General features: G+C 39.2%; 18 protein-coding genes. 3 read left to right on the forward strand and 15 right to left on the reverse strand.

All coding sequences use genetic code 11. The features are described 5' to 3' along the window. Positions 1 to 6 precede the first annotated feature (6 nt). Positions 7 to 1,404 carry a S41 family peptidase gene (locus ACE1ET_RS08975; protein WP_375728054.1) on the reverse strand — a complete coding sequence of 466 codons (1,398 nt, stop codon included), beginning with the start codon at positions 1,402 to 1,404 and terminating at the stop codon, positions 7 to 9. A gap of 138 nt (positions 1,405 to 1,542) precedes the next feature. On the opposite strand from ACE1ET_RS08975, the gene ACE1ET_RS08980 reads away from it, so the two are divergent. Beyond that, positions 1,543 to 2,214 carry a B3/B4 domain-containing protein gene (locus tag ACE1ET_RS08980; protein WP_375728055.1) on the forward strand — a complete coding sequence of 224 codons (672 nt, stop codon included), beginning with the start codon at positions 1,543 to 1,545 and terminating at the stop codon, positions 2,212 to 2,214. 182 nt (positions 2,215 to 2,396) lie between these two features. Here ACE1ET_RS08980 and ACE1ET_RS08985 read toward each other — a convergent pair whose 3' ends face one another. The 4 genes from ACE1ET_RS08985 to ACE1ET_RS09000 all read right to left on the reverse strand — a co-directional run bounded on the left by ACE1ET_RS08985 (position 2,397) and on the right by ACE1ET_RS09000 (position 6,648). Beyond that, complete coding sequence (locus tag ACE1ET_RS08985; protein ID WP_375728056.1) at positions 2,397 to 3,206, reverse strand: hypothetical protein; 810 nt, start codon at positions 3,204 to 3,206, stop codon at positions 2,397 to 2,399. 59 nt (positions 3,207 to 3,265) lie between these two features. After that, positions 3,266 to 4,543 (reverse strand): tRNA (N(6)-L-threonylcarbamoyladenosine(37)-C(2))-methylthiotransferase MtaB, encoded by a 1,278-nt coding sequence (mtaB, locus tag ACE1ET_RS08990; protein WP_375728057.1) that lies wholly within the window; start codon positions 4,541 to 4,543, stop codon positions 3,266 to 3,268. 25 nt (positions 4,544 to 4,568) lie between these two features. Next, positions 4,569 to 5,912 (reverse strand): tRNA (N6-isopentenyl adenosine(37)-C2)-methylthiotransferase MiaB, encoded by a 1,344-nt coding sequence (miaB, locus tag ACE1ET_RS08995; RefSeq protein ID WP_375728058.1) that lies wholly within the window; start codon positions 5,910 to 5,912, stop codon positions 4,569 to 4,571. A gap of 85 nt (positions 5,913 to 5,997) precedes the next feature. Further along, the gene (locus ACE1ET_RS09000) at positions 5,998 to 6,648 is read right to left on the reverse strand and encodes an FAD-binding oxidoreductase (protein ID WP_375728059.1); all 651 of its coding nucleotides are present in this window, start codon (positions 6,646 to 6,648) and stop codon (positions 5,998 to 6,000) included. Between the two features lie 107 nt (positions 6,649 to 6,755). Here ACE1ET_RS09000 and lipA point away from each other — a divergent pair, with 107 nt between their 5' ends. After that, positions 6,756 to 7,613: a lipoyl synthase gene (lipA, locus tag ACE1ET_RS09005; RefSeq protein ID WP_375728060.1), complete on the forward strand. Its 858-nt coding sequence runs from the start codon at positions 6,756 to 6,758 to the stop codon at positions 7,611 to 7,613. A 3-nt stretch (positions 7,614 to 7,616) separates the two neighbouring features. Here the strand turns inward: lipA and ACE1ET_RS09010 are convergent, their stop codons facing one another. Genes ACE1ET_RS09010 through ACE1ET_RS09040 form a run of 7 tightly spaced genes read right to left on the reverse strand, consistent with a single transcriptional unit; the run spans position 7,617 to position 14,424 of the window. Then, entirely contained in the window at positions 7,617 to 8,813 is a 1,197-nt protein-coding gene (locus tag ACE1ET_RS09010; protein WP_375728061.1) for a hypothetical protein, read from the reverse strand. A 14-nt stretch (positions 8,814 to 8,827) separates the two neighbouring features. Continuing rightward, a complete protein-coding gene (locus tag ACE1ET_RS09015; RefSeq protein ID WP_375728062.1) occupies positions 8,828 to 9,487 on the reverse strand; it encodes a CAP domain-containing protein in 660 nt (219 codons plus the stop codon). A gap of 28 nt (positions 9,488 to 9,515) precedes the next feature. Continuing rightward, positions 9,516 to 10,199, reverse strand: coding sequence for an ABC transporter ATP-binding protein (locus ACE1ET_RS09020; protein ID WP_375728063.1), 684 nt, complete (start codon positions 10,197 to 10,199; stop codon positions 9,516 to 9,518). Positions 10,200 to 10,217: 18 nt separating this feature from the next. After that, positions 10,218 to 11,645, reverse strand: a complete 1,428-nt coding sequence (locus ACE1ET_RS09025; protein WP_375728064.1) for an ABC transporter permease — start codon at positions 11,643 to 11,645, stop codon at positions 10,218 to 10,220. 10 nt (positions 11,646 to 11,655) lie between these two features. Next, on the reverse strand, positions 11,656 to 13,071 hold the full coding sequence (locus ACE1ET_RS09030; protein WP_375728065.1) for an ABC transporter permease: 1,416 nt from the start codon (positions 13,069 to 13,071) through the stop codon (positions 11,656 to 11,658). Positions 13,072 to 13,087: 16 nt separating this feature from the next. Then, the gene (locus tag ACE1ET_RS09035) at positions 13,088 to 13,837 is read right to left on the reverse strand and encodes an outer membrane lipoprotein-sorting protein (protein ID WP_375728066.1); all 750 of its coding nucleotides are present in this window, start codon (positions 13,835 to 13,837) and stop codon (positions 13,088 to 13,090) included. Beyond that, positions 13,834 to 14,424: a TetR/AcrR family transcriptional regulator gene (locus ACE1ET_RS09040; RefSeq protein WP_375728067.1), complete on the reverse strand. Its 591-nt coding sequence runs from the start codon at positions 14,422 to 14,424 to the stop codon at positions 13,834 to 13,836. The genes ACE1ET_RS09035 and ACE1ET_RS09040 overlap by 4 nt, the downstream gene beginning before the upstream one ends. A 318-nt stretch (positions 14,425 to 14,742) precedes the next feature. On the opposite strand from ACE1ET_RS09040, the gene ACE1ET_RS09045 reads away from it, so the two are divergent. Further along, positions 14,743 to 15,180 (forward strand): Hsp20/alpha crystallin family protein, encoded by a 438-nt coding sequence (locus ACE1ET_RS09045; protein ID WP_375728068.1) that lies wholly within the window; start codon positions 14,743 to 14,745, stop codon positions 15,178 to 15,180. 49 nt (positions 15,181 to 15,229) lie between these two features. Here ACE1ET_RS09045 and ACE1ET_RS09050 read toward each other — a convergent pair whose 3' ends face one another. The 3 genes from ACE1ET_RS09050 to ACE1ET_RS09060 form a co-directional block, all read right to left on the reverse strand. Next, positions 15,230 to 16,606 carry an MATE family efflux transporter gene (locus ACE1ET_RS09050; RefSeq protein ID WP_375728069.1) on the reverse strand — a complete coding sequence of 459 codons (1,377 nt, stop codon included), beginning with the start codon at positions 16,604 to 16,606 and terminating at the stop codon, positions 15,230 to 15,232. 87 nt (positions 16,607 to 16,693) lie between these two features. Then, positions 16,694 to 17,155: an Lrp/AsnC ligand binding domain-containing protein gene (locus tag ACE1ET_RS09055; RefSeq protein ID WP_375728070.1), complete on the reverse strand. Its 462-nt coding sequence runs from the start codon at positions 17,153 to 17,155 to the stop codon at positions 16,694 to 16,696. Between the two features lie 99 nt (positions 17,156 to 17,254). Further along, a complete protein-coding gene (locus ACE1ET_RS09060) occupies positions 17,255 to 18,523 on the reverse strand; it encodes a mechanosensitive ion channel family protein (protein WP_375728071.1) in 1,269 nt (422 codons plus the stop codon). Positions 18,524 to 18,562 lie beyond the last annotated feature (39 nt).

An 18,562-nucleotide genomic window follows, 5' to 3' on the forward strand; every position in this document is an offset into this window, starting at 1 on the left:
TTTTTACTAATGATTTAATCTTTTTATTAAACCTTTCTTATCGTAGTTCAGTAATCCTTCCTGTATTCTGGGATTTCTGCCAGTTCGTCCAAAATACTTTAACGAATTTTTATGTTCTGCTATTACAGAGCTTTTTGTTGAAATGCCAGTTATGGCTTCAATGGCTTTATTTATCATAGGGTCATTTGTGTCTGCTATACCATATGCGTAGCTGTCATTAACTAAATAATCCGGTGCCAATCCTTTATAAAAACTTGTAAATCCATCTGCATTTGAGTACTGAATGACAATAGGCTGCATAGCCCAGGTGGAATCGGCATTGGGTAGGGTAATAGATGCTACATATTTCCCGTGTGTTGTGTCTCCGACACAAACAACATCCATATATGGTCTGAGACCTGTGATCGTTAACTCACTGGCAGATGCAGTGCCGTTTGTAGTCAAGACATAAATTTTCGATAAATTCAGATTATTTGTTACGGTATCAGTCATATTTATGTACAGGTTGTCTGTCCAGCCCTGGCTTTCAATATAACTTTGAAGATCTGAATTCCAGTTAAAATTAACAAGCCTGCTTTTCGCTGTCACCGCAGAAACCGGTGCAATATTGCTACACATATAATTTGCTGCACCTAAATCTCCACCAGGATTGTATCTTAAGTCCAGAATCATATCAGTTACGCCGCCGGTTTTAAAACGATTAAATACACTGTTTAAACTGGAATTAAAATCACTGATAAAACCAACATACATAAGATATCCTATTTTTTTGTCCCCAATGGTATACACAGTATCTTTAATGACAGGATTCTCTACAATCTGTTCTGCAATAACATGTTTGTTATCAGGGAGTTCTACGAGTGAATTCCCCTCATATCGGGATAATGTTAATACCTGATCATCAGTATAATAAAGCAGATCAAGATAATTGTTGACAGTAACAACCTGTGAGTTTACTTTAGTAATGATATCACCTCTCTTGATGCCAGCTCTAGCCGCTGGTGTGTTGGGATATACAAATTCAACAATACCAATTACATCAACATGCCTGCTGTCTTTATAGTATAAAGCAAGAGAGTAGCCCGCAGCTTTTTCAATACCTTTGAAACTATTTACAAGATCTTTATAGTTCTCTGTCAAAAAACTCCACTTATCTCTGTCACTGTATAACAATGAATGGAAATAATCAAATGGATCCTGATTTGTTTTAGCATAATCAGGCATCAGATTCCTCCATAAATAATAGAGATCCATGTCTTCCCAAATCCATTTATTTACCGGTGTGTTAACGCCTACAATTGTTGTGTCAATTTCAACAACTTCGCCACCTCCTGTGTTTGTTTTCTTCTCACAGGAGAAAAGTATTAGACTAAACAATACAAAAACTGGAAATATATATTTCATGATTTAAAATTTTTACGCGAACTAAATTACAAAAAAAATGCACTTAACGAAGTTAAATAACGTGAAGCAAAAGTCATGCCTGTTTGTCAGACATTTAAGGATGGTTAAATTTGTGGTTGATAACATAAAAAGTAAGAAATGAAAGAACCTGTCATCTTATTTCAGGATAATTTGAGATATGCCGTTCCGAATTTATTGTTAGGTGATATCGTTTGCACTGTTACCAACAGCGAATATAATCAGGAATTATGGGATGAGATCAAGGCATATGAAACTGAATTAAGAGAAAAACTAAAGATTGAAAGCGTAAAGCATATTCCGACTATCAAGGCAACGCGTGAAGCTTATAAGTCTTGTGGTAAGGATCCCAACAGATACCGGCCATCCGCAGAACAGTTGAACCGAAGAATTCTTCAAGGAAAGGAGCTATACCACATTTCTACTTTAGTCGATTTAATAAATCTCGTATCCCTTAAAACCGGGTATTCCATCGGGGGATTTGATTATGAATCTGTTGCGGGAGAGTTAAAATATGGCATTGGTCAAACTAATGAAAAATATGAAGGTATTGGAAGGGGCAAATTAAATATTGAGGGGCTACCGGTATTACGGGATGAGCTTGGGGGAATAGGAACACCCACCAGTGATGAGATACGTACCAGAATTAGGGGAAACAGCCGGTTATTGCTTATGAATATAAATGCATTTGATGGAGATACTGACAGGTTAAATGATACAATAAACTGGTCGGTTGCTCTTTTAAAAAAATATGTATCTGCAGAGATTCATTTTTTAACTGTAAACCGTTAATTGTTTATAGCTGAGTAAATAACTGTAAACCGTGATACTCACATTTATGGTTTTCCGTGAAAAAAAATACAGAAAATGGTTGTAAGTTTGAAACATCAAATAACATCAGATACCCTAAACTTAAATGTAAGAAAACGCCATCGTCGAATGCAGATGGCGTTTTTCATTTTATACTTTTATGCTTAGTTGCAGTCCTGATCATATCCATCACTATCCCAACAATGCCAGTCTTCGTCGTTGTAGAAGGACGGTGACTTTACCTGACCATCAAATACAGACCTATTCCATTGAATATTGACATCCACAAAATCTGAAACCTGGTCGTTAAAAATATGGATATCATAATATGCGTTGTAGTAATCCTCAGTTCTTCCGTAATGAATATAGGCACCCATATTCTTTTCCGGCACTCTGTAATCATTTAATTTACGGACAATTGTGAACTGTATGTCACCAACGTCATTGTTTTCGTATTTCCAGTCAATACGCAACATCTTTTCAGGGAATTCATTATTCCGGTTTAAAACCCAATAGCCTCCGCTTCTGTCAGTTGCCGATTTTCCACTGTACCACATAAATTCATCGAAACCTCCGACTCCTGTTTTTGTAATATACATTTTCCACTCAACAGAATCTGTCATAACTTCTCCTGTTAATCTTGCGGTATATGCTCCGCTAAAACCTTCAACAGTATAGGTCCATTCCCACATTTTTTCACCTGTCTTGACAGGAACATGACTGAAGGCGGTCTTAAATGATGCAACCGGAACAGCAAGATTTACATAAAGGATTGTATTCCAGAATGCAATGTTTATTGCGGCATAAGCATGATTTATAATTGTTCCTTCTGTAATTTCTGCTGATTTGGTTGATGTAAATGAACTGAAATCCATTTCCATGCTATTTTCAGGGGGCAGTACCAAAGCATCTTCCTTTTTTGTACAGGATGCTATAATAATCACTAATGATAAAAATAATGTTAAATTTTTCATAATCTGAAATATTTATCGAAATAAGTTTAATCAAAATTAATGAATTATTTACAATTTAACTAGTGTTCTGTTAGAAAAGGTTCCCCGTTTATGAAGATCAAAGTATTTAATTTAGTATCAATGATCTGGTTTTTTTGAGTGGCGCGGGTGTTAATTATAGGAATATAATGTTCTCCATATCCATGAAACCCTTCATTTGAGTGTGTTTCGGTTAAAAGTTTTTCTGTTTTGCCAATGAACCGTTTCAGGTAATTCAATTTGTTTTCATCCGATAAATCACGAATGACTTTACTGCGTTCTTCTTTTAACTTTTCATTAATATGATCCGTCATCCTGTCTGCCCTGGTTCCTGTCCGCCGGCTGTATTTAAACGTGTGGATATGGCTGAATTCAGCCTGATGGGCAATTTTTATGGTTTGCTCAAAGTCTTCGTTTGTTTCCCCCGGAAATCCTACAATGATATCAGTTGTAAAATTAAAATCAGGATACCTGGTTTTAAACGTTTCAATGACATTCATATATGTCTGTACATTATACATTCTTCGCATTCTTAGAAGTACTTTATCCGAACCGCTTTGTAAACACAGGTGGAGGTGTGGCATTAACTTTTCGTGTTGAAACAGGTCTGCGAACCGTTCTGTAAAACCATCCGGTTCAAGCGACGAAATTCTGAGTCTGAAATCTTCCGGCATATCCAGAATTTTTTCAATCAGATCTTCAAAGGTTTTTCCTTCGTAAGAATATCTGCCGATATTAACCCCTGTCAGCACAATTTCTTTGAACCCGTTTTCCAGGTTATGTCTGATATTGCGTATCACCTGTTCTGGTGAACGGCTTACAGCTCTTCCTCTTACCGTAGGAATAATACAGAAAGTACACATGTTATCGCAGCCATCCTGAATTTTAATCATGCTTCGGGTGTGGAACATTTGCTTGGCTGAACCATAGGAAAATGAATCCGGTTTGAGAAACTGTTCAGGAAATATTTCTCCCCTGAAATGGGCATCCAGCAGGTTGGGAATACTGGTCTTATGTTCGTTTTTAACGAGGTACGAGATGACATCTTTTTCCTTCAGCCTTTCTTCATGGTTATTGACCATACAACCCGTTACAACCAGAACAGGTTTATTGTTGCGCTTTCCGGCGCGGTTTATGTAATAGCCTGATTTTTGATCACTCTGTCCTGTTACGGTACATGTGTTAATAACATACGCATCAGCAGCATGATTAAAATCAACTACTTCGTATCCTTTTTCGTTGAATGACGTCGCCAGAGCCTCAGTTTCATACTGGTTTAAACGGCATCCAAGAGTTTTGAATGCTACTTTTTTTTGCATTTTTGTTTGGTTTGATCTGGTTGTATTAACCGGCAATAAGTGCATTAACAAGTTCTCCTTCAATTGAAAATGCTCTTGAGGAGGTAACTTTTATAGTTACGATTGATCCGATCAGACCCGGATCATCTTCTTTAATCTGAACGTTTATTTTTCCTTCAGTAAGTCCGGTCATATAACCTTCCTTACGGTGTTTTCCCGTAATTAAAACATCTATGGTTTTTCCTTCCAATGTTTTATTGTATATTTCACTGACTGCTTTTAAGTCTTCAGAGAGCTGATGCAGTCTTTGTTTTTTTGTATCAAGCGGAATATCATCCTGCCATCTGGAACTTACAGCACCGGGACGCGACGAATACATAGCGATATAGGCCATGTTGTACTGAAATTCTTTCAGGATTTTACGTGTATTTTCAAACTGTTCATCTGTTTCGCCTGTGAACCCGACTATAATGTCCGTGAATAAGGTAGCTTCCGGTATTATATTTCTGATTTCATCCACCAGTCTGCGATATTCCTCCACACTGTGTTTCCTGTTCATTTTTATCAAAACTTTGTCGTCTCCTGACTGAACAGGTAGGTGCACCTGTTTGGCAAGGCATTTATATTTTGCCATTACATGGAAAACATTCGGTTGCATATCCCGGGGGTGCGGTGACGTAAAGTAGATCCAGAGTTTTTTACCGGATGCATCGCCTATCTGACCAATTTTTTCGAGCAGTTGGGCAAATGAAAGTTCTTCTCCCTTTTTATCCAGTCCGTATGAATTTACGTTTTGCCCAAGAATGGTGATTGATTTATAATCGTTATCTATCAAATTCTGAATCTCATCCAGTATTTCAGCCGATGGCCTTGAAACCTCCCGTCCACGGGTGTAGGGTACGGCACAAAATGTACAGAATTTGTCACATCCGTTCTGGATCGGAACAAATGCCTCGTATGAGGATTTATAGTTTGGTTCAATATGCCAGAAAGTGGATAAATTATTATTGACCTTGAACGCAAAATTTGTGTTCAGACTGGCAGGAGTAACAATACCGTATTGTGCAATAATTTCCGGTAGCTTTGGTAGTTCACTCATCTGAAAAACAATATCAAACAGATCAAGAAATTTTTCTTTGTCTGATGGTAGAATACAGCCCGATATAAACGTGATCAGGTTTTTGTTGTTTTTCCATTTATTCCATTTGTGAATTCTGGAATAGACCTTGTCGATGGCTTTTTGTCTGACTGAACAGGCCAGAATTCCAATAACCTGGGCATCCTCTTCTTTATCAGTCCACTGATAACCCATCTCCTCAAATACAGCAGTGACCCTCTCTCCGTCGGAAAGGTTCATCTGACAACCCAGCGTTTCTAAATGAAATTTCATTTTTTATAAGATAAAAAGACAAAAGATTTAAGAATAAAGACCTCTTTTATGAAAAAGGAGGTGTCCCGATTTGCCGGGAGATGTATCAGAAATATACTTCCGTATGAATCTGATCCTGTTTCACACCTTTATCCTTCAGAATATCAAATACATCGTAAATCATATTTGAATTTCCGCATAAAAAATATTCGGATTTTGCGTCCGCTCCATGCCTGCTGAGATAATCGGTTACTCTGCCGTAAAAATCACCTTCAGTTTCACGGGATGTACATTGAATATAGCGGTAAGGATGGTACGCATGTCTGTCGTAAGATTCAAAACTGTACTTTACACCATGCAATACCATATAATCCAGTTTTGGATTGCTTCGAATCAGACTGTGGCAGGGTGAAATGCCTGTACCCGAAGCAATAAATATAATCTTTTTATCGCGTGGTGTTCCGTTGAGTATGAAATGGCCGTAAGGGCCTTCAATTTCTACGTCATCACCTACTTTTAGTTTGTGCAGTTTTTTTGAGACATCTCCTTCCAGAACTTCTTTTATCAATACCTCAAGGTACTCATCCTTTTCTCCACTGTAAATTGAGTATTCTCTTTTCTGTATATCGCCTTTTTTGCCTAAAGCCAGATACTGCCCGGACTGAAATTCAAATCCATTGCGTTCAACTCTTAAAACATAAACAGTATCAGTGAGTTCCCTTACCTCGATTACCTTATGCAAACTTCCTTTGTTCATCTCTTTTTAATTATTATTTAGACTATTTCTAAACATTTGGCAAAAGTAATTGTTCAGACTCATAAATGCAAGCTGAGTAGCATTTTAAACCAGTATAGAAAGTTGAGATGAGCTTAAAAAATGATACGATGCGCCTTCCCCGATGGATGAAGGTGCCCATGCCGAAAGGAACGAATTATTCACAGGTCAGGAACCTTATCAGAGAACACGATTTACATACAATATGCACCAGCGGAAACTGCCCGAATAAGGGGGAGTGTTGGAATGCCGGAACTGCCACTTTTATGATCCTAGGTGATAAATGTACCCGTAATTGCCGCTTTTGTTATGTTGATTTGCAAAAGCCGGATGAGGTGGACTGGGCTGAACCCATACGGCTTGCTAAAAGTATTCAGACGCTTCAGTTAAAACATGCGGTTATCACATCAGTGGCCCGGGACGATTTGAAAGATGGCGGTGCTGAGTTTTGGGCTCAGACGATACGTGCTGTAAAACGGCATAATCCTGGTTTAACGATGGAAGTTCTAATTCCCGATTTTGATGCAAAACCGGAGTTGCTGGATGTGGTAATTAAAGAAAAACCTGAAGTCATTTCGCACAACATCGAAACTGTGGAGCGTATTTCTCCGAATATCAGGAGTAAGGCCACATATGAAAAAAGTCTTCGTGTGCTTCGTTATATCGCAGGTTCCGGTCTGATTGCCAAATCCGGTCTTATGCTTGGTTTAAGTGAAACCGAAGATGAGGTAATACAGGCATTGCGTGATTTAAAAGATGTTGGGGTGAAGGTTGTCACCATTGGGCAGTATTTACCGCCGTCGGAACGTAATACTAAACTGGTGGAATACGTAACACCTGAAGTATTTAAACACTATGAGGAAGTAGGGCTTGCGATGGGATTCAGGCATGTAGAGAGCGGCCCCCTTGTGCGGTCATCATATCATGCAGAAAAGCATGTATTATAATTTCTAAAAACTGTATTTGAACCGGATATTGAAAAGGTGGCCTATGTTACCAAATTCATCGTCGGATGACCCATTAAATATCTGACCGATAAACGAGAAATCCACATTTTGAGCCATATTCCAGCTGATAGTTGGGCTTAGAAAGAATGAACCGTCTATTGGATTAACCATTCCGGCCAGATCCGCATTTACGATTGGAGAAAGCGGGTAACTAATCTGACCAAACAGGGACCATCTCGCAAATGACAATGTTTTAGGTGAAAGATCCGTGTTTAGTAAATAATTTATATCTCCAAAATTTCCGGTTCTGCCTTTGGAATTAAAAAGTACGGCAGCATGAAGGTACAAACTGTTGGAAAACATGTAGTCCAGGCTGACTGAACCCACAAACTGTTGAGCAGCCGAGCCTGTGGAATCAGGATTATAAAAGAAGGTTCCTTCACCACGAAAGCCCGCACCTTTAATGTCACCTGACCACCCGCCACCGGCTACAAGATCCTGTCGCATCTTACCGCTGAGTATCTGAAAATCATAATTTAAGGCATTGAACCGGTATAATCCGGCCATAGACATCTTGTCAAAATTTTCTTCCAACTGATACACCAATTCGAGTGATGATGCGTAACCCGTGTAATACTGAACCCGGACTGCATCAATGCCCGGTCGTTCTTCGTAATCAAAATCAAAAAACGAAAAGGCATTAAAGATATCATTCGGATTCCATACCAGGTTCACGCCCCAGTTGATGCGTTGCCTTCCGATTGTTACCTGCCATTTCCCTTTTGAATAATCCAGGTAAAGTCTGTCCAGAGTTGTATTCAAAATGAAATCAGGAGACTGGTCAGCAACATTCCATGACATGTTGAAATACCCATTATCGGCTTTCATAATATCTGCATAATTGAAGGCTGATCCAAGATTTAAAGCGTCGCCAAGCTTCAGAAAATCTCCCCATGTAAGGCGGTTGCGCATGCCTACATGAAATGTCAGATTATCGGTGGCATAATAATTAAAATTTAACCGGTTATGGATCAGATTATTGGAGATTAAAGGAATGTCTTTGGCTTTCCATAAGGTCTGCATGTCCTTCAGATAACCATCTACCGTAAACTTCTGCGCTTTTACAATGCTGAAAGGAACAGATAAAAGCATCAGTAAATAAGCAATACGGGCGAACCGGTATTTGAATTCTAATTTCACAAAGTGGTTATGTTTTACTTTTCAATATATTCACCGGCCATATCCATTACGCACATATGTCCATAATACGGATGCGGGCCGTATGCAATGCCGATGGCTGAAAATACGCCGTTCAAAAGATTTTTACGGTGTCCTCTTCCTGGAACTCCATCGTCAATGAGTAATGAGAGCACAATCCAGCGTGCTGAATTGTTGCCGTAGTCCACATTCTCTGCAGCTGTTTTTTTCCACTCGCCGTAACGTTTCATGCGTTCAAACGGGTTTGATCCGTCGCCGCCTGTATGGCCAACTTTCCCTGACCTGCCCTGATCGCGCATCAAATCCTGTGACGATCGGGTCAGCCCTTTTGATGCGTGTAATATTCCAACAGGATCAGCCTCATTAAGAGCGTCCACGCAATCGAGTAACGCTGATTTACCTTCGGCAGTAATTACCGGTACCTGTCCCGGATACCTGAAATACAGACCTTCGTAAAACTGTAATAAAGGTTTGATATAAATCTCTGCATATTTCTCAGGATTCGTTCTTACCATGTTGATTTCCAGGATCACTTCTTTTTCCAACTCCGACAGGTATTTCACATCTTTTGCTGTGTTCAGCTTTTCAATGTCCCAGGTTGCCCTGGAGTTTACCTGTGCAAAAAATGAATCGGAAGGCATTAAAATTGACATCATAATGATTAGGTTTTTAATAATTATACTTCTACTTTTTTTCATCGCTTACAATTTTCCCATCGTCTAATACGATGACGCGCCGGGCTTTATCAACCACACGCTGGTCGTGTGTACTGAATATAAACGTTATTTTTTCGTCTTTATTTAGTTTTTCCATGATTTCAAGTAAATTTCTTGTGGACTCCGAATCGAGATTAGCTGTTGGTTCGTCGGCCAAAACAAATTTCGGTTTTGATGCCAAAGCCCTGGCAACGGCTACACGTTGTTGCTGTCCGCCGGACAACTTGTTGGGACGGCTGTCAAGACGGTCTCCCAGGCCAACGGCACCAAGCAGTTCCTGCACTCTCTTGTCACGTTCTTCCTTTGGTTTCTTCTGCAGGTGCATCACAAACTCTGTATTTTCTTTTGCGGTCAGAACCGGGATAAGATTGTATGCCTGAAATACAAAACCTATATTGTGCAATCTGAAATCCACCATTTGCGAAGGTGACAGTGTGCCGATATCTGTTCCGCCTATATTGATATTACCGCTTGTTGGTTGATCTAACCCTCCCAGCATGTTCAAAAAAGTTGTTTTGCCGGAACCGGATGGTCCTACGATTGCAGTAAATTCACCTTCTTCAATTACAAGATCAACACCTCTTACAGCATGAACCTTGATTTCTGAATCGTTGTATATTTTTTCGAGTTTCTTTACTTCAATTACTTTCATGATCCGTATATTAAGGTGTTACATATCAATTCTTAAGGCATCTGCCGGTTTTAACTTTAATGCTTTTCTTGCAGGCATAATAGACGACAGGATAGCTGTCAGGATCACCATAAGTGTGATGCCGAAGAAAAAATGCCACTCTATGCCCGGATAAATGACGGATGCCCAACCCATAGCTTCCATACCTTCTCCAACACTGCTGAGGTTGATGCCGGTTCTACCGGTGATGTAAATGATGACTGCTCCCAGGATCATTCCAATAATGGCACCAACCAGTGTAAGGAAAATGGTTTCGAGCATGATCATGCTAAAGACTTTTTTCTTATTCATTCCGATCGCTAAAAGCATTCCAAGTTCTTTCAGTCGCTCAAGAATGGCCATTAGCATGGTGTTAATGATTCCAAAGGCCAGGGCAAAAAGGATAAATCCCATGATGATGTAATAGTAAAAATTCATGTATTGCGATAACATACCTGCATCGGGTGCCAGTTCTTTCCAGTCGAGAATGCTTAGATCGCTGAATTTATCCTGTAATTCACTCTTGAATTTCTTTAAGTCGTTACCGCTATTCAATATAACGGCTGTCTCATGAAAAACGTTACCGTTAAAACCTGCTAAATTTGCCAGATCGTCGTAAAGTACATACGCATTCATCTGATCGAACATGGTATTTGTGGTTTTGTAAATACCGCACACCCGAAATGCTTGGTACACCATTTGACCATCCTTGCCCGTAAAAGTGAACACAATTTTGGTTCTCAGCCTGTAATGTCGGGATGTTTCTGTGATGATCCTTCCGTAATTGTTCTGATCCTTTTTGCTTAGAATTTCTTCGAGTTTGCTCTGAAACAGTTTTTTTGTATTGAACCGTGTGCCTTTTATCTCTTCAAGTGTTGTGAGTGCATCCTGTGGCACTTCCAGTTTTTTCAGACTGTCCAGTACTTCATCGGTCACCATGTAAGTTTTGATCCGGAGTTGTTCTGCTGTTTTATCACTGATTACAACCCTGTTTTTCTCTCCCGCCTGCAGGAAGGTGCCTCCGTCAGGTTGAATTTTTTTATAGATATCTGATACGGCTTCTTCATCCTTCAGGTGAATGCCCTGGAGTTTTAATCCTGTATTTCCGAGGGATGTGGAGGCCATTGCCATGACCTTAAGCCGGTTGGAAAACGCTTTAACTTCATCGGAATTTTTTAAGAACTGAATCAGTTTTTCAGGCTGAGGAACCGTGTATTTTAGTTCTTCATTGATCAGATAATTTTTATTGTGGATCTGAATATGTGATACTTCCGTAAAAATGGCTGACTCAATACGTTGATCCACCCAGCCTTTCATCAGGCCTGCGGTAAAAACACCGGCTATAGTCCCAATGGTTACGGCTATGATAACCACCAGGCTTCTACGCTTACTGCGCCATACATTTTTCCAGGCTATTGACCAAATCATTGTTCTGTATTTAGTTTCTGAGTGCTTTAATTGTATTTAGTTTTAGAATGCTCCTTACCGGAAACCAGCAGGCCAGTGCTACCATCACAACTATGATGATGCCTTGTTTGTAAAAGTAACTGCTGAACCATTCCATCGGCATTACAGGATCCCATCCCATATCCTCAAGCATTTTGGCCATATCACCTCCAAGCTGAATGGGATGGTAATACCCGAAAAGTATGACCGGAACGCTCGCCAGCATACCCGAGGCAGCTCCAATAAATCCCAGTAAGGTCATTTCGATCGCAAGTATCCAGGCAAGTTTGGACCGTCTCATGCCGATGGCAACCAGCATGCCGAACTCCCTTTTGCGTTCAGCCACCATCATGAGCACTGTTCCGAAAATGCCAAAAAACACAATGGCATACAATATGCCCAGCATAATCTGACCACTCACATTATCACCTTCAATTTGTTGTTTGATAACCGGAATGAGTTCTTCCCAGTTTTTAACCACATAATTTTTACTGCCTATGACATCCTGAATCTTTTGTTGTGTCTCATCCATTTTGTCCGGATCTTTCAGGTTAATTGCCAGTGAGGTGATGTTGCCCTGCATGCCCAGAAAGATATTGGCTTCCTTCAGTGTCATGTAAATCAGTTTATTATCCAGATCCGGAGACGGTATGCTAACAATTCCCCGTACAGGGTAAATGCCAGCAGCACTTACACCATGGTAACCCTGTCCTAACAATACAACGGTATCGCCTACAGCAGCTTTCAGGTATCTGGAAAGTCGGTCAGACAGCAATACTCCGTTATCTTCTTCAGTGAGATAGTTAGACTTGAAAGCTGTTGCTTTGGTGATGATGTCAAGATATTTTTTAATTTCTTCTTTTGACAGCTGAAGATCAAGCTCTATTCTGGCAGTAGTGGAATAGGAGTAGTTCTTAAATTTTTCAATATTCTTTTTGATGTTGTCCGGCAACTGATCTGATTTGGATAATTGATCTACAGCTTCAGGAGTAAAGCGGTAATGGATCAGCTTGTGTTTGGGATTGGACAGCTGCAGTTCTTTTTCGGGTGAAATGCCAATCAACATTATTCCTTTGGATTGTGTGCCGTTGGAAGCTAGCGCGAAGGATTCAATGCGGGGAACGGTGGCCTGTACATTATCTATGTTGTTGATTTCATTTTCGAGGTTTTCGGTGTACTCAAAAGAATGGTTTATGTTGGGATCATTATAATATTCAGGCTGTTGTATCTGAAGGTAACCCGAGAAGGACTCAATGCTCTGTTTTATCATATGTCCATATGTTCCGAGTTGAAAAGAGCGCATTACAATGGCAATGAAAATTGCAAAAAAGATAGAGGTTGCCGTTATCAGCGTCCGTCTTCTGTTACGCCACAAATTTCGCCATGCAAGTTTTATAATATCATTCATATTGAATGTTTTTTATTTATCTGATCCGTTTCATATTTTGCTGTGAGAAGAAGTTATCCTGAATCGGAATGTTAAACGTTATCTTCAGAATTTCAACAACTGTTTTCTGATTGTCTTTGTCCTCTGGAATAATTTCAAGTCGTGTTGGTATGATGCGGCCATCCATTTCCTTGATGTTGTAGGCCAATTGAGTTCTTACCAGGTAATTGTCCTCATCGAAATATTCTGTTTTCATTTGCAAAAAATCCTTTTTTGATATCCACTGAAGAACTTTTCCCCATACAACGGCTGCATCAGGATTCGGGATCATCTCTATTTTGTAGCACGAATGGCCGTCAATATCTTCTTCGCCGATAATTTTGTGGGAATAATCTACGACAATGGATGATTCCTTTAGTATATCGTCATTGGTGTAATCAGAACCCATCCATCCCTGTGACATCATCGAAGGTGGTAGTTTGATTAATCTGCTGATTTTAGGATTCCAACTCCACATTTCGTTGCCTTTTTTCATAAACGATTGCCCCTTTTCCTGGGCAGGAGCAGTAATGTAGGTCAGTGAATTTTTCGTTCCCTCTGTCCAGCTTTTAAATTCTATGGTTCGTTCATACGTAGGTCGCTGGATGGTCATTTTCATTTCGATGTAACTCGATTTTTCACCTTCCATTTTATCGTTGGCCTTTTTTACAATGGCTTTGGCATCCTGGGCAGATGTGTTAGCCAGGGATATTACTAACAGTGAAATAACTGAAACTAAGTATTTCATGATACTGGTTTTTTGCAATATTTCTGAATAATTTCTTCTACAATTTCATCTATAGGAAACATAGTGGGATTTAATACATAATTAAAGGTGACGCCATCCAATAATGATCCAAACATTACAGCTTCTACCTGTGGATGTTTGAAACCCATATTTTGGAAATATTTCATCAGGCTGTGCATAAAAGTGACGATCATTTCTTTCATTTTAACCTGTAGTTTGTCTATGACATCCGGTTGGACGCTGACCTGGAAATATAACTTCCAGAAATTTGTATTGGTCTTGATCCTGTTGAATATTTCCCGGATGAAGTATTCCATTTCATGTATTTCAAGCTCGCCATCCTTGTTCAGATCATAGATTTCAATAATCTCATCAAATCCGTAAGATAAAATACTTTCAAGCAGATCATCCTTGCTTTCAAAATAATTGTAAAGCAGCCCTTTTGATATTCCCGCCTTTTTTGAAATCATGCTGATGCTTGTGTTAGCATATCCCTTGTCAGCAAACAAGCTGAGAGCGGCTTCAGAAATCAGTTTGATTTTTTCTGTACGTATTTCTTTGAATTGATCAGGTGTTCTTGGTGACATTTTTTTTGACTGAACGGTTGGTCAAAATTAAAAACAAATTTTTAATTAGGCAATAAAAGCGTTGATTTTTTATTTTTTTAAAGAGTGTTTATAGTTGGTTGTGGTTGTATGCAGTTGAAGAAAGTTTTAAAGAATAGGAGCTTAATAGTATGAATTCAGACTATATGGCATAGATATTTGAGACAAAATGTCATAATGACATGTTTTATAAACGAAATATGAAGTATTTTCCGGATTTTTTGTTTGGCGTCAGTTTTGAAATATGTAAGGCAAAACATAAAAATTGAATGTATAACAAAACAATAGGAGGATTAAATTATGACACTCGTAAGATTTAACAACAGTCCAAGAAGAGCTTCATTTCCGGAATTTTTTAACGATGTAATGGAAAATATGTTTAACGGTAATGAACCAGGCTCACCTTCGTACGACACCCCTTTATGCAATGTGGTAGAAAATAAGGAAGGTTTCAATATTGAGTTTGCTTTACCTGGTTTCAGCAAAAAAGAAGTGACCATAGATGTTGATAACAACGTATTGACAGTTAGCGGTAAGAAAGAAGAAAATAAAAACGAAACAGAAATGAATTATACCCGAAGAGAATTTAATTACGGAGAATTCAAACGTTCATTTACATTACCGGAAACCGTGGATCAGGATACAATTAAAGCAACATTCAGCGATGGGATTTTAAATGTTGAAATTCCTAAAAAACCGGAATTGCAACCAAAATCGCTGAAGATCAATATAAATTAATCAATATATTTTCTGATTCTTAAAGGGTGGCTTTACAGTTACCCTTTTTTTATTCATGTTCCAGATCAATTTCGGGAATAATGATGCGTTGATTTTTTCGCACGACTGCTTTTTTACGCCAGGCGCCAAATTTGTGATAAATTATAGAAAGAATTAATCCAACGGACCAGGCAATTGGGATGGCCCACCAGATGCCTTTTTCTCCCCAGATACTGCTCAGCCACCAGGCAAGAGGAATTCGTGCAATCCACAAAGATGCCAGTGTAATAAACATTGGAACCAATGTGTCTCCTGCGCCTCTGAATAACCCCTGATAGGTGAACATGGTAGCAAAAATGATATAAAACGAGCAGACGATGCGCAGATATTCCTTACCCGCATTAACCACATCGGGAGCATCTGTAAACAGATGCATCAGTTGATCATCGAAAAGGATGACAAGCAGTGAAACGGCAATGGAAATACCGCCAGCCATAATTACTGTGGTTATGTGTCCTTTGTTGACACGATCCATACTTCCTGCTCCTACATTTTGTCCCACAAAAGATGACAGTGCTGATCCAAAGATCATCGCCGGCATAGATGCGATGGCATCAATTCTGCCAGCCACAGTATATGCTGCAAGTACGCTGGTTCCGAATTTACTGACTATCGTAATCAATGCAGCCATTCCAAGTGCTACAAATGTTTGCTGAAAACCGGTTGGAAGACCGATGCGTAAACTCTGACGGAAGAGCAGTTTGTCGAAAACCATCTCTTTAATTTTGAAAGAAATGATTTCATGTTTCCGGTTCAGATATATGGCAGCACTTATAAAAGCTGTGCCGTGTGCTATAATGGTTGCCAGCGCTACGCCACTTACACCCATTTTGAAAACAACTACAAATAGCACGTCAAGCACTATATTTACCACGGTTGCCAGAATTGTAAAGATAAGTGGCGTGCGTGAATCTCCTAAACCCCGTAAAACTGAAGTAACGCCATTATAACCAAAGAAGAAGATTTGCCCGGCTACATAAATTCTGAAGTAGACAGTTGCATCATCAAACACGTTATCGGGTACATTTATCAGGCGAAATAAAGGATTGCTGAGCGATACGCCTAATACTGATACAACTATCGCGGCAAAGAACAGGAATATAAATATGGTGGACACGGCCTTTTTTACCTGGTTCATTTCTTTGGCTCCGTAATATTGTGAAATGACCACAGATGCACCGCTTCCCACGCCAATTACCATGGCGATCAAAACGTAAATAACCGGAAATGAGGATCCGACAGCGGCAAGCGCCTCCTTCCCGATAAACTTCCCCACAACAATACTGTCAACAATGGAGTAAAGCTGTTGGAAAACGTTTCCCAGAACCATGGGAAGGGCGAACGTGAAAATTTGTTTGCTCACAGAGCCTTTGGTGAGATCTCTCATAAATGAATCACAATATGCCTAAGTCTGCAAAATTGCAAAGGTGTGAGTTTTCAGGAAAAGAAGAAAATTATGGCAGAAAAATTGACGTTATTTAATAGGCGGTTGTTTGCTGTATGCTTCTTCCATGGAAATAATCGTTTCGGTAGAAGAAATTCCTTCAATATTCTGAAACTGATCATGAATAATACTCAGTAAATGGCGGTTGTTTTTGGCATAAACTTTTAAAAACATGGCATACTTTCCTGTTGTATAATGTACTTCCACCACTTCCGGTATTTTGTTAAGTTCTTCCACGACACCATGAAAAAGTGATGCCTTTTTAAGGAAAACCCCAACAAAACCACAGGTTTCGTATCCCAATGACGCCGGATTTAACACAAACTCAGAACCCTTTATCACCCCCATATTTATCAGCCTCTGTATACGCTGATGGATAGCCGCACCGGAAACATCACACTCACGTGCAACTTCTAAAAACGGAATACGTGCATTTTCACAGATAATGGATAAAATTTTCTTGTCAAGTTCGTCTAATTCGCGGTGTGCCATAGTTTTAATATAGTTTACAAATTGGATAGATGTACATTCTACCAAATAACAAATCTAATATTTTAATTATAAATTGTAAGTAAAATAGCGAAAAAAATATCAAACTCTAAGATTTTTAAAATCAGAACCTGTCGGTGCCTGAAAGACTCTCAAGCCGAATTCGGGTATTATGGCCAGAACATGATCGAAAATATCTGCCTGAATAGCTTCGTAGTTTGCCCAGGCCTGATCATTGCTAAATACATAAATTTCAAGTGGAATGCCTTTGTCTGTCGGTTGTAACTGTCTGACAAGAAAGGTCATATCCTGATGGATCTTCGGATGTTGCTTCAGGTAGTTTTCGAGGTATTTTCTGAAAATTCCCAGGTTGGTCATCCGCCGTCCGTTATAAACCTCATTTTCTCCGATTTTAAGTTTCTTATTGTATTCTTCAATTTCAATCTCTTTCTTGTTCACATAATCTTTCAGCATGTGAAAGGTTTTAAATTTTTTAAGCATCTCCGGAGGCGCAAACATTACACTGCTCATATCAATATTGATGGACCGTTTAATTCTGCGTCCACCTGATTCACTCATTCCGCGCCAGTTCTGGAACGAGTCAGAAACCAGGGCGTAAGTTGGAATAGTTGAAATGGTTTTATCCCAATTTTGAACTTTAACGGTTGTCAGATTAATTTCAATTACGTCACCGTCAGCATTGAATTTCGGCATGGAGATCCAGTCGCCCGGTTTTACCATATCATTTCCACTAAGCTGAACACTGGCGACCAGCCCCAGTATGGTATCTTTAAATACCAGAATAAGAACTGCAGCGAGTGCACCAATCCCGGTAAAGATTTTGGTCATGTTAATGTTGAAAATAATTGAAATAATGGCCAGAAATGTGAAGATGTAAAAAATGATTTTGAACAACTGGACATATCCTTTGATGGATCTGTTTTGTGAAATGGGAAACTGGTTGTAAATATCGTGCAGTGCATCCATAAAAGCGATCAGTACAAATAATATATTAAACGCAATGAACACAAAACATATATCTTCGAGGAACGACAGGAACAGATTGGAATCCGGGAATGCCGTTGGAAGTAGAAAATAAACAACCAGAACGGGAGCAATATGTGCCAGCTTACTGAAAACTTTTCGTTCCAGAAAAATATCATCGTATTTGTTTTTTGTTTTCTTTATGATCCGGGCAACAATCGCAATGATGATCTTTCTGAAAACAAAATCTACAGCTATGCTTAAAATAATTATAACTGCAAATATGCTGATAGTACGAAGAGTTTCTGCTGTAGACTGTGCAAAGCCGTGATTTGTAAACCAGCTGAGAATTGTGTCACTGAGCTTCTGATAAAATTCAATATCCATTTGACTTAAATTTGCTATTATTGTGGAAAACAAAATTAT

Origin of the sequence: Quyinboa mangrovi (assembly GCF_042219825.1) — a bacterium.
GTDB lineage: Bacteria > Bacteroidota > Bacteroidia > Bacteroidales > UBA5342 > JBHJHP01.

Excerpts from the sequence above, each read along its gene's own strand:
- ACE1ET_RS08975 (WP_375728054.1), bottom strand. The coding sequence starts at position 1,404 with ATGAAATATATATTTCCAGTTTTTGTATTGTTTAGTCTAATACTTTTC.
- ACE1ET_RS08980 (WP_375728055.1), top strand. The coding sequence starts at position 1,543 with ATGAAAGAACCTGTCATCTTATTTCAGGATAATTTGAGATATGCCGTT.
- ACE1ET_RS08985 (WP_375728056.1), bottom strand. The coding sequence starts at position 3,206 with ATGAAAAATTTAACATTATTTTTATCATTAGTGATTATTATAGCATCC.
- mtaB (WP_375728057.1), bottom strand. The coding sequence starts at position 4,543 with ATGCAAAAAAAAGTAGCATTCAAAACTCTTGGATGCCGTTTAAACCAG.
- miaB (WP_375728058.1), bottom strand. The coding sequence starts at position 5,912 with ATGAAATTTCATTTAGAAACGCTGGGTTGTCAGATGAACCTTTCCGAC.
- ACE1ET_RS09000 (WP_375728059.1), bottom strand. The coding sequence starts at position 6,648 with ATGAACAAAGGAAGTTTGCATAAGGTAATCGAGGTAAGGGAACTCACT.
- lipA (WP_375728060.1), top strand. The coding sequence starts at position 6,756 with ATGAGCTTAAAAAATGATACGATGCGCCTTCCCCGATGGATGAAGGTG.
- ACE1ET_RS09015 (WP_375728062.1), bottom strand. The coding sequence starts at position 9,487 with ATGATGTCAATTTTAATGCCTTCCGATTCATTTTTTGCACAGGTAAAC.
- ACE1ET_RS09020 (WP_375728063.1), bottom strand. The coding sequence starts at position 10,199 with ATGAAAGTAATTGAAGTAAAGAAACTCGAAAAAATATACAACGATTCA.
- ACE1ET_RS09025 (WP_375728064.1), bottom strand. The coding sequence starts at position 11,645 with ATGATTTGGTCAATAGCCTGGAAAAATGTATGGCGCAGTAAGCGTAGA.
- ACE1ET_RS09030 (WP_375728065.1), bottom strand. The coding sequence starts at position 13,071 with ATGAATGATATTATAAAACTTGCATGGCGAAATTTGTGGCGTAACAGA.
- ACE1ET_RS09035 (WP_375728066.1), bottom strand. The coding sequence starts at position 13,837 with ATGAAATACTTAGTTTCAGTTATTTCACTGTTAGTAATATCCCTGGCT.
- ACE1ET_RS09040 (WP_375728067.1), bottom strand. The coding sequence starts at position 14,424 with ATGTCACCAAGAACACCTGATCAATTCAAAGAAATACGTACAGAAAAA.
- ACE1ET_RS09045 (WP_375728068.1), top strand. The coding sequence starts at position 14,743 with ATGACACTCGTAAGATTTAACAACAGTCCAAGAAGAGCTTCATTTCCG.
- ACE1ET_RS09050 (WP_375728069.1), bottom strand. The coding sequence starts at position 16,606 with ATGAGAGATCTCACCAAAGGCTCTGTGAGCAAACAAATTTTCACGTTC.
- ACE1ET_RS09055 (WP_375728070.1), bottom strand. The coding sequence starts at position 17,155 with ATGGCACACCGCGAATTAGACGAACTTGACAAGAAAATTTTATCCATT.
- ACE1ET_RS09060 (WP_375728071.1), bottom strand. The coding sequence starts at position 18,523 with ATGGATATTGAATTTTATCAGAAGCTCAGTGACACAATTCTCAGCTGG.